The sequence below is a fragment of the Paractinoplanes globisporus DSM 43857 genome, from assembly GCF_000379645.1.
GTDB classification, from domain to species: Bacteria; Actinomycetota; Actinomycetes; order Mycobacteriales; family Micromonosporaceae; genus Actinoplanes; species Actinoplanes globisporus.
Genome location: NZ_KB903294.1, coordinates 1,220,409 through 1,234,383 on the forward strand (window position 1 = coordinate 1,220,409; position 13,975 = coordinate 1,234,383).

Below are 13,975 nucleotides of genomic sequence, written 5' to 3' on the forward strand. Positions count from 1 at the left end.
CAACAAGGGCTAGGCGGCGGGCCGGTCACAGCTTCTCTGCTCCCAGCGGCACAGGCGGCCCTTGCGGATGCGAAAGTGACCCGTAGGCCGTCGTCCCAGCCGTACACATCGGCGTCGGCGGCCGGGACCAACGGGGTGACCTTCTGCTCAGCGACTATCCACGCGATGGCCCCGCCATCACGAAACCATCAGCGCGCGGCCGGGTCTCGCATCGCGGCCACGAGCGCGCACGTCGCGGCGACCGCGATGCCTGACCAGCGCAGGTGAGCGGGCGTCCACTCCGGGCCGAGACCGACCAGCATCGGGGCCTGTGGAATCGACGCGGCCAGCAACAGCGACGCCAGAAGCACGGGCGTGGTGATGATGCCGGGCTGGTCGAATCCCTGGCGACGGGCCCACGCGGCCACGGCCCACATCACGGTGACCGCAGCGGCCAGCTCGGTCGTGAGGCCGAGGCCCACGCTCCACCGATCGCCTGCCGGAGCCGAGGGGAGATTGACCGCGAGCACCGCCGCCCACACCGGCACGACGACCGCCGCTGCACAACCGATCCGCAGCCACAGCCGGCGCGCCAGGCCGTACGGGCTGGCCTGCACCGTGATCGCGGCGCTGTCGTCGAGCGCGTAGCCGCTGCCCAGGGTCAGCAGCAGACCCAGGACGCGCAGGTCGCCGATGGCGTCGCGTGTGTCACCGAGGCGGGCCACCAGGTACGCGGCGACGGCGGCAGCACTCGTCGCGAACGGGGCCAGGCGAAGGCTGCGTACCAGGTGGCCGCTGCGGACCAGTTCCCGGGCCACGGACCGTGTCATGGCAGCTGAAGCCCGCCGAGGACGAGGGTGGCGGCCAGAACCGGCCCGCCGATGAGGACCAGCCGGCGACCCTGGGAGCGGTACACGGCGGCGATGGCGGCGCACGCGCAGAGCCCAGTCAGGTAGGCGACGTGCAGCCACGGCCGGCCCGGCACCGGCGCCCAGCCCTCGAACGTCATCCCGGTCGTCCACCACATCCACCAGGCGCCGCCGTCGAAGCGGCGGAACGCGACGAGACCGCCGAGCGTCGCGAGCACGAATACGATCAGCACGCCGCCGGCGAAGGGTAGCCAGCGGGCGGCGAGGACGCCGAGCAGCCCGGCGCCGGCGATGACGAGCGGAAGCTGGGCCAGCTCGCCGGCGTTCATGAGGTCCGTGGCCGGGATGTCGTTGAGGCTGCTGATGACGGCCATGGCCGTCGCTGCGACGGCGCCGATGCCGGCCAGGGGCAGCGCGATGCCCAGGCCCATCGCCCAGGTCCGGCGCGTGTCCGAGGTCGGGGTGACATGCAGCATCTCCTCGGCCCGGCTGCGGCGGGCGCCGCTGGCGACCAGGTTCGCCGCGAACAGGACGATGATCGGCCCGAAGAACGCGACGGCGGTGAAGATCGTGCCGTACCAGTAGTCGGCGTTGCGGCCGTCGCTGGCCGAGTCGGCGGCGGCGGTCACGGCCACGACGACCGGTACCAGCCAGAGCACGGGGTGCCGGACGAGGCGGCGGGCCTCCCGACCGATCAGGATGGCGTTGCTCATGAGTGGGTGACCTCCAGATCGGGCTCGCCCATGAGTAGGAGGTACGCGTCCTCCAGCGTGGGTGGGACCAGCTCGGCGCCGGCCGGCGGGTCGCCGACGTTGCGGAAGGTGCCGTCGCCGATGCGCCACGCCGCGAGGGCGGCGGCCGACCTCTGGCTGTCGGCCCACACGCGGCCCGCGGCCTGCGCGGTCAGCTCGTTAGGGGTACCGGTGAATCGGACCCGGCCCCGATGGAACACGGCGATCCGGGTGCACAGGGCGGTGATGTCCTCGGTCTGGTGGCTGGACATGACCACCGTGCGCCCCTCCCCGGCGTGCGAGATCATCTCCCGGAAACGCAGCCGCTGCTCGGGATCGAGGCCGACCGTCGGCTCGTCGAGGACGAGCAGATCGGGATTGCCCAGCAGCGCCTGGGCCAACCCGACCCGCCGGCGCATCCCGCCGGAGAGGGCCCGGATCCGCTTGGCGCTGACCGACGCCAGGCCGGTCAGGTCGATGACCCGGCGGACCTCGTCGTGCCGGGGCCGCCGGTCGGTCATCTGCTTCAGGATCGCCACGTAGTCGATGAACTCGAAGACCGTGAACCCCCGGTGGAAGCCGGCGTCCTGCGGCAGGTAGCCCAGGCGTTCGCGGATCCGGGTCCGGTCGTCGGGGCGCGACGGATCACGGCCCAGCAGGGTCACCGTGCCCCGGTCCGGCGCCAGGACGGTGGCGATGATCCGGAGCAGGGTCGTCTTGCCGGCGCCGTTCGGTCCCAGCAGACCGGTCACCCCATGGCCGGCGTCCAGGTCGACGCTGTCCAGCGCCGTCGTGCGACCGAAGGATTTCGTCGCGCTCCGCACGCGTACAGTCATGCACTTCTCCCGAGTTTGATCGTGACGGTGTTACGGGTGACGGCGAGCCACAGGCCGCCGCCGACGGCCACGGCGAGCCAGAAGATCTGGGCGCCGACGCCGAAGGCGAGGTCGAGGTGGCCGGCCATGGCGGTCGGGGTGGTCACCAGCACCCAGGCCGTGGCCACGACGCCGACGGCGACGACGGGGGTCATCCGGGCCGTCAGCGCAAGCGCGGCGCAGGTGAGCCCGGCCGTGGGCAGGAGCCAGGCGGCGGCCAGCCAGTGGGAGCCGGGTAGCGCGAGCCCGGCCGCGGCCACGATCGGGACCGTGACCCCCAGGACCGCGGCCGTGCGGATCAACAGCAATCGCAGGCCCGAGTACGGCGCGGCCAGCCCGATCTCCCGGGTCGGGTCGAGGCCGCCCGCGAACGCGACCGCGACACCGGCCAGCGGCCCGAGCGGGGCGGCCACGAGAAGCATCCGCAGCAGGCGCTCGTCGACCTGAGCCGCCCAGACGGAGAGCGCGAGTACGCCCGCTATCCCCAGCAGCCACGGCCCCCGCAGGGTCGGTGTGGCGGCGACGAGGCGGGCCGTCGCCTCGCCGACGCCGAGCCGGGCCAGTATCCGTTCGGGCCAGCTCGGCCGGGGTGCGTCGGCCCGGTCGACCACCTCGCGCCAGATCGCCTCGACCCGCCGGGTATCGACGTGCGACGCGATCGCGTCCCGGCAGGTCGCGCACCTCATCAGGTGCGCCTCGGCCGACGCGGCCAGCTCCGGCGGGGCGGCGCCCTGCGCGTACCGGCGGATCGCCTCCGGATCCAGGTGCCAGACGGTCATCCGAACCTCCCCGGTCATGCCAGCCGCTCCCGCAGCTGAGCGCGGGCGCGCATCATCCGTGTCTTGACCGTGCCAGGCGGGATGCCCAGCAGCCGGGCGGCCTCTCCCGTGGTCAACCCGTCCAGGACCGTCGCCTGTACGACCGCCCGCAGCTCCGGGGACAGGCTGGCCAGAGCCGCGCCGACGTCGCCGTACTGGACCGCGAGCAGCACGTGCTCCTCGGCCGACGTCTCGACGCCGGCGAACTCGGTCAGCTCATCGGCCGGCGGCCGGCTGCGCCGCAACGCGTCGACCAGGCGGCGGATACCGATACCCCAGATCCACGCAGCCACCTCGCCCCGGCCGTCCCACCGCCCGGCCGACCGCCAGACCGCCACGAACGTGTCCTGCACGACCTCGTCGACGAGCTCGGACGACGAACACCGCCGCCCCAGGCGTACCAACAGCAACGGCAGATGCCGCCGGTACAGCTCAGCGAACGCCCCCCGGTCGCCGTCCATGATCGCCGCAAGAAGCTGGGAGTCCGCCCGAGGGTCCGGCGGTCGGGTCAGCATGCCTGACCTCCCGGTTCTCGTACCTCGGCGAGGTCAAGAGTCACATGCCCGGCGATGCGGCTCCCATCCATGCCCTGTTCGTCGTACCGGGCCGGGCAAACGGTTCACGGGACGTGGCGGCAATTCCTCGGAGGTTCGCGGCCAGGACGGCCACCACGACGGTGAAGAACACCGCCCAGCCGATGAGCTCGCGGGCGACGACCCGCAAAATGAGCAACCAGCCGAATCCCAGGCCCGGCGACCTCGGCCAGCCGAGCGCCGACGTTGCACAGCACCCGGATGATCGCCACGTCGCGGAGATCGGCGACCAGCTCGCCCTACGTCCGGGCGGACCTAGAAGACGTCGCCGAGGCCCTCGCCGCGCTCACCGGTGAACCACACTCGCGCATTCCGCCACCATCGCGCCAATCCCACCCCCGTGAAAGACCGGCTGGACCCGCTCCAGGCCGCAAGCGGGTCCAGCCATCAATGCCGCTACCCCCGAACCGATGCGAGCGGATGCGCCGTACCCGCCTCTGGTTACCCAGGGGTCCGGGCGGGCAGCTCGACGCGACGCTCGCAGACCTCAGCGCCGGCACGGCTTGGACCCGCATTTACCGAGTGCAACCCCGGGTCGTGCTGACCTGCCAGGCCTGCGGCGGGGCAATGCACGCCGAGGTCTCTCCACGAGGGTTGCGGTTCTTCGCCCACGACGTCGCCTGCCGCGACTGTCCGCTCAACGGCGAAACACCCGATCACCGCCTGCTCAAGTCAGCGATCGCCGTGGCTGTCCGGCTGTCCGGCTGTCCGGCTGGCACGCCACCCTCGAAGCGACCGGACCAGACGGGCATTGGCGGCCGATGTCCTGGCGGCCTCTCCCGACGGCAGCAGAACGGTGGCGTGGGAGGCGCAGCTCGCGCATCAGCACGACGACTACACCCGCGCCCGGACAGACCGCTACGCCGAGGACGCAGTGGAAGGCGTGTGGATCTTCGCCCAGCGCGTGCTCGGCGACATTCCGGCCGTCGCTATCGCCATCGATCAGAGCAGCCTTAAGGTAGCCGCCCCGATCGCGCGGCCGACCGCCGAGCACTGCGCCCGGTACCTGCAGCCGCTACTGCGATCTCGGCTCGGCATCGCCGTGTCCCGGCCATGGCCGATGGGAACCGGTCACCCTCAGCCGAGACCTACATCAAACTGGTGGACCAGTCCCGCATACCTGCAACGTGCCAAGGGCATCCGCACGGCACAGCCGAGGACCGACGCCTCCGTCGACGGTGAACGGACGCGGCTCAGACGGCAGCGGGGACAACGGCGGCGGTACGAGCAGGACGAAGCAGATAGACGCGAGGCCAACGGGGCGGCACTGCACAAGCGCCAAAAAGCGGCTTCAGCCCATCGTCGTACGCGCCGTCGGCGAGCGACTCGGAACGATGCCATGGGCGCTCGACCGCGACTATGCGCATTCCATGGAGATTGCCGGGGGGCCCATCCGGTATGCCTGAGACTCAGGGGGCGGGCACGGCGAGCACAGCGAGGGCGGCTGCGGTGACGAACTGTTTCTCCGGCTCGGTGAGCCGTCGGGCCGGACCGCAGGCGCTGTCGGGTTGCTCGTGCGGCGGTCCGAGGATACTGGTGAAGATCAGGCCGAGCGCGCACCGCACGCGGATGGCAGTGGTCGCGTCGGTCGAGCTGGTGAAGTTGCGCTCGAGTTCGGCGAACGGCGCCGTGATACCGCGGCCTTCCAGCTTGGCGCGGGTGACGGCCGGATCGCTGGCCAGAGAGCGGACGAGAGGCGCGTTGGCGTCGAGGATATCGACGAGTTCCCGGACGAGTCCCGGGCTTACCGTCCCGGCGTCGCGGAGGGTGCCCAGGAACGTGGCGACGGCCTCGAGCAGCGGGGTCACCATCGCGTAGAGCAGCTCGTCCTTCGACGTGAAGTGGTAGTACAGCGCGCCCTTGGTCATGCCGAGGCGTTCGGTGATGTGGCGGATCGAGGTGCCGGCGTAGCCGCGCTCGTGGAAGAGCTCGGTCGCCGCGTCGAGGATGCGCCGGCGGGTGTCCTCGGCGGCGCTGCCTACGGTGCGAGCCAAGTCCATCACTCCTCGATGTGGCGCTCGTCATCATCTCAGCCGGGTCACAGCAGCCGCACTTTACCCTCCGCCGGAGGATACCGGCCGTTCAATTAATTCTAGGGGGTGTGATGGCCAGCTTGGCACGATGGTGCTTCCAGCATCGTTTCATTGTGATGCTGCTCTGGTTGGGCGGAGTGGTGGGAATCGGCGCCGTCAATGCGGCCGTCGGCACCGGGTACAACGACAACTTCAACCTGCCCGGCACCGAGTCGTCCAAGGCGCTGAGTCTGCTCCAGTCGTCGTTCCCGGCGCAGGCGGGCGAGTCGGACACGATCGTCTGGCGGGTCGACCTGGGAACCGTGACCGACCCGTCGGTCAAAAACCGGGTCAGCGCGATGCTCGACCGGATCGCCACGGCGCCGCAGGTGTCCGGCGTGACCAGCCCGTACTCGCCGGAGGGCGCCCCGCAGATCAGCGCCGACGGCCGCACGGCGTACGCGACTCTCCACCTGAGCGAGTTCGGCCAGGCCTTGCCGGTCGACGACGTCAAGAACATCGTGAGCATCGCGGAGTCCGCGCGCACCGACGGGCTGCAGGTCGAGCTCGGGGGCAACGCGATCCAGCAGGCGAACCAGGTATCGACGAATGTGGCCGAGCTGGTCGGCGTGGTCGCCGCCGCGGTGATCCTGCTGATCGCGTTCGGCTCGCTGTTGGCCATGCTGCTGCCGATGGTCACCGCGATCATCTCGCTGGCGGCCGCGACACTCATCATCGGTCTGCTCAGCAACGCGATCACGATGGCGACGATCGCGCCGACCTTCGCCACCCTGATCGGCCTCGGCGTAGGCATCGACTACGCCCTGTTCGTGGTAACCCGCTACCGCAACGGCCTCAAGGCCGGGCTCGACCCCGAGACGGCAGCCGTGCGGGCGCTGAACACCTCCGGACGCGCGGTCATCTTCGCCGGCCTGACCGTCTGCGTCGCGATGCTCGGCCTGTTCGTCCTGAACGTCAGCTTCCTCAATGGCATCGGCGTCTCCGCGGCGTTGATGGTGCTGTTCAACGTGGTCGCCGCGATCACCCTGCTGCCCGCGATGCTGGGCCTGATGAAGACCCGGGTGCTCAGCCGCCGCGAACGGCGCCAACTCGCCGCTGCCGGCCCGCACGACGTCAACGCCAGCGGTTTCTGGGCGCGCTGGGCCGGCCTCGTCGAACGGAACCCGAGACCCCTCGCCGCGGCGGCGCTGATCGTGATCCTGGCCCTGTCCGCGCCCGTCCTGTCGCTGCGCCTCGGCTCCTCCGACCAGGGCAACGATCCCGCCGGCAGCACCACCCGCAAGGCGTACGACCTGCTCAGCGAGGGATTCGGGCCGGGCTTCAACGGGCCGCTGCAACTGGTCGCGCAGACCCCGGCGGCCGCCGACCAGCAAGCCCTCACCGCACTGGCCGCCGCCGTGGCCCGCACCCCCGGCGTCGCCGCGGCGTCCGCATTGCCCGCGCAGCCCGGCGCGCAGATCGGCATCGTCCAGGTCATCCCCACCACCTCGCCGCAGGACGAGGCCACCAGCAAGCTGATCGAGCGGCTGCGCACCGACGTGATCCCGGCCGCCGAGCGGGGCACCACCATGCAGGTGTACGTCGGTGGGCAGACCGCCATCTTCGACGACTTCGCCGACGTCCTCACCGGCAAACTCCCGCTGTTCATCACCGTCATCGTCGGACTCGGCTTCGTGCTGCTGCTGATCGCCTTCCGCAGCGTGGTGGTGCCGCTGACCGCCGCAGTCATGAACCTGCTCGCCGCCGCCGCCTCGTTCGGCGTCGTAGTCGCCATCTTCCAATGGGGCTGGGGCAGCGAAGCCCTCGGCCTCGGACGGCCCGGACCGGTGGAAGCGTTCCTGCCCTCGATCATGCTGGCGATCCTGTTCGGCCTGTCCATGGACTACCAGGTCTTCCTGGTCAGCCGGATGCACGAGGAATGGGTGCACACCCGCGACAACCGGCACGCCGTCACGATCGGCCAGGCGTCGACCGGCCGAGTCATCACCGCCGCGGCAACCATCATGATCTGCGTCTTCATGGCGTTCGTGTTCGGCGGTCAGCGGATCATCGCGGAGTTCGGCATCGGCCTGGCCAGCGCGGTCTTCATCGACGCGTTCGTCCTGCGTACCGTGCTGGTGCCGGCCCTCATGCACCTGTTCGGCCGGGCGAACTGGTGGCTGCCACGGTGGATCGACCGATCACTGCCGCACCTGTCCGTCGAGCCCGCCGAGGACAGCGCGCCGACGACGACAGAACCGGCAGCCGCAGCCCCCGCGAGTGTCTGAGCGCACACCTTCGCCGAACTTGACCTGTCGTGGCTGGCCCCCGGGCGCATCAGACCAGCCCGCGGGCGGGCCGCGACGCCCGACCCGGGACCGACCGCCCACCACAACGAGCAGGGCGCCGGAGTTCGCAGTGTACGAACCGCTACCCCACCGCTGCGACCTCCGGTCCCGCTCGCCCACGAACGCCGCACAGCAGCCCAACAGAAGACAACGCGACACAGTCCTAGATGTCGATGCATGAGCCTTCGTCGGCACGCCCTACCGGCAGCCCGCGGCTCCGTGTTTCATCGCGGATCTGGACGTTGCCATCGCCACATTGTTTGCGTGGCATGCGCCGATCCGCTGGTCAAACTTCAGCAATGCAGGCGGCTTGTACGGAGCCGGCAAAATCTGCAGGATCGCGGGGACGGGCCGGTGACCGGGTCCTGGCTCTGCTCAGGGAACCCGCCGAGCAGCTCGTCCGGGAGCCTGACGAGGCGCTCGACCTCATCCACGCCGTGGGGGCCATGGCGCACGGCTTTGCGGCCTTCCTCGCCGAGGGCGTCTTTGGCGATCCGGCCGAGGCCCTGGCGCCTACCCGGCGTCAAGCACGCGACGCGGCCCGCAAGCTGGTCGCCTTGCCCCATCTGCGCAATGGCGACACGCTGATCCGGCTGGACTGCGAACTCGAGATCGGTGTGACCACGGCCTGGCGATACATCCGCAAGGCCATCGACCTGCTCGCCGCCACCGCAGGCGACCTGGACACCGCCATGCACAGGGTCCGCCTGCCGGCCCAGCTCCATCCTCGACGGCACCGTGATCCCGATCGACCGGGTCGCCGACCAGTTGTCCCACTACAGCGGCAAACACCACCGTCACGGCGTGAACGTGCATCGCCGGCCCGGGCCCAAGACTCTGCGAATGACCGTAACCCCCTGGCCGAGGTGGCTGAGCGCTGGGACGGTCGTGTGGTGGACAGCCTCAATGCTCGTAACGGCCGCCGGCGTGACAGTGATCGCCGGCGGTCGGCGCCGGGATGTCCAGCGTCGGGTTGCGGTCGAAGAAGCCGTATGGCCGCAGCGTGAAACCGCACCGCTCGACCGGCATCACCGGCCAGTCCTCGGGTCGCGGGAAGTGGGTCGGCCCGAAGGTGTGCCAGAGCACGATGTCGGTGCCGTCGATGTCCCGGTCGGCCGCGCGGAACGCGGGCAGTCCAGCGCCGCCCGGGTGCTGATTGACGAAGTCGCCGGCCGGGTAGCGCTCGGCCGGGTCGTAGGCGGTGACCCATAGGTGCCGGGTCGCGAAGGCGGCCCGCCGGGCCAGCGTGGTCGAGCCGTCGGCGAGCAGCGTCGGCCCCGGCTGGGGGTGCAGCACGTAGGCCGTCTCCTGGCCGAGCCGGTTACGCACGCCCGGGTTGGCGATCCGCCAGACGCGGCCCTTCTCCGGCGCGGCCAGGCGGTCGGCCTGCGACTCGCGCCGGAGCCGGGTCACGTCGCGGACGATGGCATTGCCGTACGGGTTGTCCGGCCCCACTGGGAGCCCCCGCACGTCGATCTCGTCGACCGCGTTGGTGGTGCCGTCCACTGTCATGTCCAGGCGCGCGCTGAACAGGTGCTGGTGGGCCGGGGCGGCCAGGCCGGGGGCGACCTCGGTGGCGTAGGGGTGGCCGGGGCCGGGATGGGCCGCCGTCCACACCACGCCGGTCAGCTTGGCCTCGAACTCGATCGTGCCGTCGAGGTAGAGATACCAGTAGAAGCCGTAGTCGTAATTGCCGACCGTGCAGAAGAAGGAGATGACCAGGCGGCGCTGGCGGCGGGTCTGCGCCGAGCCGCTGAAGATGTCGGTGTGTTTCCAGAGCACGCCGAAGTCTTCCTCGTGGATGCAGACGGCGTTGCGGATGACCCGTGGCTCACCGTGGTCGTCGGCCACCGTGGCGTCCAGGTAGACGATTTCGCCGAGGCAGTCGCAGCCCAGTTCGAGGGAGTTGGCGAACTTGCCGATCAGGTATTCACCGTTGTCGAAGTAGGTCTGGAAGAAGCGGGCGGGGGCCGGGTCGCCGTAGGGCACCACCATCTCGGCGATCGAGGCACGGTAGACGACCGGACGGTCCTGAACGTCGATCTGGTGCAGCACCAGCCCCTCGCGGGCGTCGAAGCCCACCCGCAGCGACCACCCCTCCCACTGGAGCCGGTGGCCGTCGAGCGTGAAGCTGACGCCCTCGGGCTGGGTGATCTCGATGGGCCGCAGCGTGGTCCGTTCCGGGCCGCGTACCGCCGGGTCGTCGTAGTCGCCGGTCTCGGCCGGCACCGGGTGGCCGGCCGCGTCGACGACGCTCAGCACGGCCCCCTCGATCAGGTCGACGTACGCGACCACGCCGTCCACCGGGTGGGCCCAGGCCAGGTCCTTCGGGTGCTCCTGCACGAAGGCCAGCACCCGGACCATCCGGCGGCCGTCCTCGCCGTCGAGCCCGAACGAGCCGGCGGTCAGCGGGCAGGCCCGCACCAGCGACAGGTCGGTCAGCCCGCGCCGGGCCATCGCCGCCTGCCACTGCGGGTCGGCGTGGACCAGTTCGTCGGCCTTGGCGAAGTCCTCGTCCAGGATCGGCACCTGGCCGTCGGTGCGCGGGTCGAGCCGGTGCCGCCGGGCCACCCGGCCGGCGGTCAGGTCGACCACGACGTCGTCCGATTGGCCGGTGTGCACGTCGATCAGGAAGGCCCGGGCCGCCCGGGGTACCGGGTCGCCGTCCCGATGGGCCAGCACGTCCGGCTTGGGCGGTTCCTCCAGTCCGACGTAGGCGAAGCGGGTGGTTTCGCCTAGTAGCCCGGCCGCGCGGACTGCCTCGCGGGTGGCCCGGTACTCGTCGGCGGTCATCGGGGCGAGGGGGTGAGTCGCGATCATCGTCAGCCTCCGTTAGTCGAAATGGGCGAGGCGCCGCGCCAGCGTGACGGCGCCGGCGACCGGCGCGTCCGGCAGAACCTGGAAGGACAGTTCGGGATGCTGTGTGCGCAGCCGTTGCGCGAAGGCGTCCCGCAGTCGTGGTTGACGCATGATCACGCCACCGGCCGCTACCACGATGTCGCCGATGGCGCCCCGGCCGAGCAACTGGTCGACGAGTACGGCCAGGTGATCGGCCCCGGCCGCGATGACCCGTTCGGCCCGCGCCGAACCGGCGTCCGCGGCGGTGAAGACGGCCGGGGCGTGCGGCGCCCAGTTCTCGATGGTGGGTTCGTCGTTGACCGCGCGGGCCAGCCGCTCGGCCGTGGTCACGTGGTAGGTGGCCAGCAGCGCGCTCAGCAACCCGTCGTCCGGCTCCCCCGCGTCGTTGGCCAGGAGCGCGGCCTTGACGGCCTCGCGCACGAGGCCGACGGCGCCCGCGTCGTCGCCGAGCACCCAGCCCCAGCCGCCGGCGGCCAGAGCCTCGCCGGTGGCGGACACGCCGACGGCGATCGCGCCGGTACCGGCGATCACGCCGATCCCGGCCAGGGCTCCGGCGGCCGGGACAAGCAGGGCGGCGTCGTTGACCACGACGGCGGGGATACCGGCCGCACCGAGCGTGTCCCGCAGGGCGGCGGCGACCTCCGGGTTGTCGCAGCCCTGGGCGCCCAGGCCGAGCGCGGCGATCCGGCCGCCCGCGGGCAGCACGCTCGTCAGGTGCCGCAGCAGCCAGGCCACGGCGTCATCGGCGGGTTCGGCTTCCCAGCCGTCGGCGGCGATGGCGATGTCGACGAGCCGTTCTCCGTCCGCGGACTCGATGCGGATGGCGAGCTTGCTGGCGCCGGCGTCCATGCCGACCAGAAGTCCGCTCATTTCGCGGCCGCCGTGCTGCTCGAGACCTTGGTGTCGGCGTTGTGGAACACGAATTCCTCGATGTCGACGCCCCGGGCCTCCGCGACGGCCCCGGCCAGGATCTGGAGCACGAGGGCCTCGAGGACGGCCCGCTGGGCGGCCGGCCGGCGCGGTATCCGTACCGGGTGCAGGGCCGGGCCCGGCGCGACGGGCTCGGCGGTCACGAGGATGACGTGGTGCCCGGCTGTCGAAAGGGTCGAGGCGAGGTCGAGCTCACGGCCGTCGCCGAACACGACGTGCACGCTGCCACCGGCTGATTCCATCAGGCCGTGCAGGTACTGCCGGGTGCTCATGCCGCTCGACGGGATGCGCGCGACCTCCCGCAGCAGCAGGGCGCCCGCCTCGGCGGAGCCGGCGGCGGGGCCGGCGCCGACGAAGTCGGCCGAGGTGGCGTCGGCGAAGAGCGGGGCGAGGCCGCGAACGAGGTCACCGACCGCCTGTTCGGTGCGGGCGAAGAGGGCGCCCAGTTCGGTCCAGCCGGCATCGACGGTTCCGCCGTCCCAGGCATCGGCGAGCATACCGAGGGCCGTGACGGTGGCCGTGTAGCCGATCGTCGAGGCGTAGCTGTCGGCGATGTTGCCGAGGCCCACGACGCCACCGGCAAGACGGGCGATGGGCGAGGGGGCGGTGTTGACGACCGCGAGCCGCAGGCGCTCGGGCACCGACTGCAGCACGGCCAGTGTCTCGGCGCTGCGCCCGCTCTGCGAGATGCCGACCACCGGGTGGTCGCTGTCCGGGAAGGGAAGCGGCTGGTCGCCGGCGCCCAGTCGCCAGGAGTGCACCCCATCGCTGCGGAGTTTCCAGACGGGTGCGGCCGCCGCAGCGTGGCTCGCGCCGATCCCGACGAAGATCGGACCGGGGCCGGCGAGGCGCCCGGCCGCGCGCAGGGCGGTGAGCTGCTCGGCGATGCGGGGCACCACAGCGGTCAGTTCGGCCGCCTGCGTCTGCCGTGCGGCGGCGTAACTGATGTATCCGTCGGGCATGGCCGCGTGTCCTCCGTCTGATGATGAGACTTGCCTGGAACAGAAATCAAAACCACTATATACCAATTCAAAACCACTTGAGGCCACGACGAGGCCGCCTCGGCAATACATGCAGCGGTAACGGAGGAGCCGCCAGGCGAGGCGGCCCAAGTGGTACGCAGGTGGTATTACGCGGGACTGGAGCGCGCGAAGGAGGTGCGCAGCCGGTACCGATCACCGGCGTACTTGATCATCGAAGAGAACAGCGGGTGCTCGTCCTGATCGAGCGCGACCTGGCGCATCACCAGCAGCGGCTTGCCCACGTCGAGGTCGAGCAGCGCGGCGACCTCGGCGTCGGCCTCTTCGGCCTCGATCGTGGCGTCCGCTCGCGACGGCACGATGCCCCGCTTGGCCAGCTCCTCGTAGAGCGAGGCCTGCGCGAAGTCGACGGTGCCGATGTCCGGCACGAGACTCAGCGCGATCCGGGTGGTGTCCAGCGCGATCGGCATGCCACCCAGCAGCCGGACGCGTTCCAGCCGGAATATCGGCGTCCCGGGAGCGATCAGCAGGAGCTCGGCCTCGTCCAGCGTCGCCGGCCGTTCCTCGCACCGCCGCACCTTCGAGGTGGCCGCGAGCCCCATGCGCTCGGCCGTCTCACTGAAGGACTCCAGGCTGTTGGGCCATTCCTTCGTCGCGCTGGTCTGCGCGACGTACCAGCCGCGCCCGTGCGCGGGCCGTAGGACGCCGTCGCCGACGAGCTTCGTGAGCGCCTTGCGCAGGGTCACGCGGGAGATGCCGAGCTGCTGGCAGAGCTCGCGTTCGGGAGGCAGCCGCGTGCCTGTCTTGAGCACGCCGGCCTCGATCTCGCCGGTGATGATGTTGACCGCCTGGACCCACAGGGGCTCCGGGTAGTCAGGGCTGATCGCCGACGTGACCTCGCGGGGGTCCGTCGGAGCCTGAGCCGTTTCGGCGTCGTCGGTCAGCTTCATCGTATGCACAGCCGTTTCGCGCTGGGAACGG

At 71.1% G+C, this 13,975-nt stretch carries 11 protein-coding genes and 1 pseudogene; 2 read left to right on the forward strand and 10 right to left on the reverse strand.

The genetic code is table 11. The features are described 5' to 3' along the window. Window positions 1–188: 188 nt before the first annotated feature. The 6 genes from A3CQ_RS0105305 to A3CQ_RS57115 form a co-directional block, all read right to left on the reverse strand. On the reverse strand, window positions 189–809 hold the full coding sequence (locus A3CQ_RS0105305) for a hypothetical protein (RefSeq protein WP_157295316.1): 621 nt from the start codon (window positions 807–809) through the stop codon (window positions 189–191). Beyond that, window positions 806–1,561 carry a hypothetical protein gene (locus tag A3CQ_RS0105310; protein ID WP_020509878.1) on the reverse strand — a complete coding sequence of 252 codons (756 nt, stop codon included), beginning with the start codon at window positions 1,559–1,561 and terminating at the stop codon, window positions 806–808. The genes A3CQ_RS0105305 and A3CQ_RS0105310 overlap by 4 nt, the downstream gene beginning before the upstream one ends. Beyond that, window positions 1,558–2,415, reverse strand: a complete 858-nt coding sequence (locus A3CQ_RS0105315) for an ABC transporter ATP-binding protein (RefSeq protein ID WP_040431324.1) — start codon at window positions 2,413–2,415, stop codon at window positions 1,558–1,560. The genes A3CQ_RS0105310 and A3CQ_RS0105315 overlap by 4 nt, the downstream gene beginning before the upstream one ends. Then, window positions 2,412–3,233 (reverse strand): cupin domain-containing protein, encoded by an 822-nt coding sequence (locus A3CQ_RS0105320; protein ID WP_040431763.1) that lies wholly within the window; start codon window positions 3,231–3,233, stop codon window positions 2,412–2,414. Before A3CQ_RS0105320 ends, A3CQ_RS0105315 begins: the two co-directional genes overlap by 4 nt. A 14-nt stretch (window positions 3,234–3,247) precedes the next feature. Next, window positions 3,248–3,787, reverse strand: coding sequence for an RNA polymerase sigma factor (locus A3CQ_RS0105325; protein ID WP_020509881.1), 540 nt, complete (start codon window positions 3,785–3,787; stop codon window positions 3,248–3,250). A 1,487-nt stretch (window positions 3,788–5,274) separates the two neighbouring features. Further along, window positions 5,275–5,859 carry a TetR family transcriptional regulator gene (locus tag A3CQ_RS57115; RefSeq protein ID WP_157295318.1) on the reverse strand — a complete coding sequence of 195 codons (585 nt, stop codon included), beginning with the start codon at window positions 5,857–5,859 and terminating at the stop codon, window positions 5,275–5,277. A gap of 155 nt (window positions 5,860–6,014) precedes the next feature. Between A3CQ_RS57115 and A3CQ_RS0105335 the strand changes: the two genes are divergently transcribed. Together A3CQ_RS0105335 and A3CQ_RS62540 are read left to right on the forward strand one after the other, a co-directional pair. Beyond that, window positions 6,015–8,165 (forward strand): MMPL family transporter, encoded by a 2,151-nt coding sequence (locus A3CQ_RS0105335; RefSeq protein ID WP_020509883.1) that lies wholly within the window; start codon window positions 6,015–6,017, stop codon window positions 8,163–8,165. 506 nt (window positions 8,166–8,671) lie between these two features. Next, window positions 8,672–9,038, forward strand: a pseudogene (locus A3CQ_RS62540) (helix-turn-helix domain-containing protein); the annotation flags it as partial. 90 nt (window positions 9,039–9,128) lie between these two features. Here A3CQ_RS62540 and A3CQ_RS0105345 read toward each other — a convergent pair. The 4 genes from A3CQ_RS0105345 to A3CQ_RS0105360 all read right to left on the reverse strand — a co-directional run bounded on the left by A3CQ_RS0105345 (window position 9,129) and on the right by A3CQ_RS0105360 (window position 13,944). Continuing rightward, window positions 9,129–11,045, reverse strand: coding sequence for a primary-amine oxidase (locus A3CQ_RS0105345; protein WP_040431327.1), 1,917 nt, complete (start codon window positions 11,043–11,045; stop codon window positions 9,129–9,131). A 12-nt stretch (window positions 11,046–11,057) separates the two neighbouring features. Further along, complete coding sequence (locus tag A3CQ_RS0105350) at window positions 11,058–11,954, reverse strand: N-acetylglucosamine kinase (RefSeq protein WP_020509886.1); 897 nt, start codon at window positions 11,952–11,954, stop codon at window positions 11,058–11,060. Beyond that, window positions 11,951–12,976, reverse strand: coding sequence for an SIS domain-containing protein (locus A3CQ_RS0105355; RefSeq protein WP_020509887.1), 1,026 nt, complete (start codon window positions 12,974–12,976; stop codon window positions 11,951–11,953). The genes A3CQ_RS0105350 and A3CQ_RS0105355 overlap by 4 nt, the downstream gene beginning before the upstream one ends. 167 nt (window positions 12,977–13,143) lie before the next feature. Next, on the reverse strand, window positions 13,144–13,944 hold the full coding sequence (locus A3CQ_RS0105360; RefSeq protein WP_020509888.1) for a GntR family transcriptional regulator: 801 nt from the start codon (window positions 13,942–13,944) through the stop codon (window positions 13,144–13,146). Window positions 13,945–13,975: the final 31 nt, after the last annotated feature.

Bases quoted from the DNA above. Each gene is read 5' to 3' on its own strand.
- A3CQ_RS0105320 (WP_040431763.1), bottom strand. From the start codon at position 3,233: ATGACCGTCTGGCACCTGGATCCGGAGGCGATCCGCCGGTACGCGCAG.
- A3CQ_RS0105310 (WP_020509878.1), bottom strand. From the start codon at position 1,561: ATGAGCAACGCCATCCTGATCGGTCGGGAGGCCCGCCGCCTCGTCCGG.
- A3CQ_RS0105335 (WP_020509883.1), top strand. From the start codon at position 6,015: ATGCTGCTCTGGTTGGGCGGAGTGGTGGGAATCGGCGCCGTCAATGCG.
- A3CQ_RS0105350 (WP_020509886.1), bottom strand. From the start codon at position 11,954: ATGAGCGGACTTCTGGTCGGCATGGACGCCGGCGCCAGCAAGCTCGCC.
- A3CQ_RS0105315 (WP_040431324.1), bottom strand. From the start codon at position 2,415: ATGACTGTACGCGTGCGGAGCGCGACGAAATCCTTCGGTCGCACGACG.
- A3CQ_RS0105360 (WP_020509888.1), bottom strand. From the start codon at position 13,944: ATGAAGCTGACCGACGACGCCGAAACGGCTCAGGCTCCGACGGACCCC.
- A3CQ_RS0105345 (WP_040431327.1), bottom strand. From the start codon at position 11,045: ATGATCGCGACTCACCCCCTCGCCCCGATGACCGCCGACGAGTACCGG.
- A3CQ_RS0105355 (WP_020509887.1), bottom strand. From the start codon at position 12,976: ATGCCCGACGGATACATCAGTTACGCCGCCGCACGGCAGACGCAGGCG.
- A3CQ_RS0105325 (WP_020509881.1), bottom strand. From the start codon at position 3,787: ATGCTGACCCGACCGCCGGACCCTCGGGCGGACTCCCAGCTTCTTGCG.
- A3CQ_RS0105305 (WP_157295316.1), bottom strand. From the start codon at position 809: ATGACACGGTCCGTGGCCCGGGAACTGGTCCGCAGCGGCCACCTGGTA.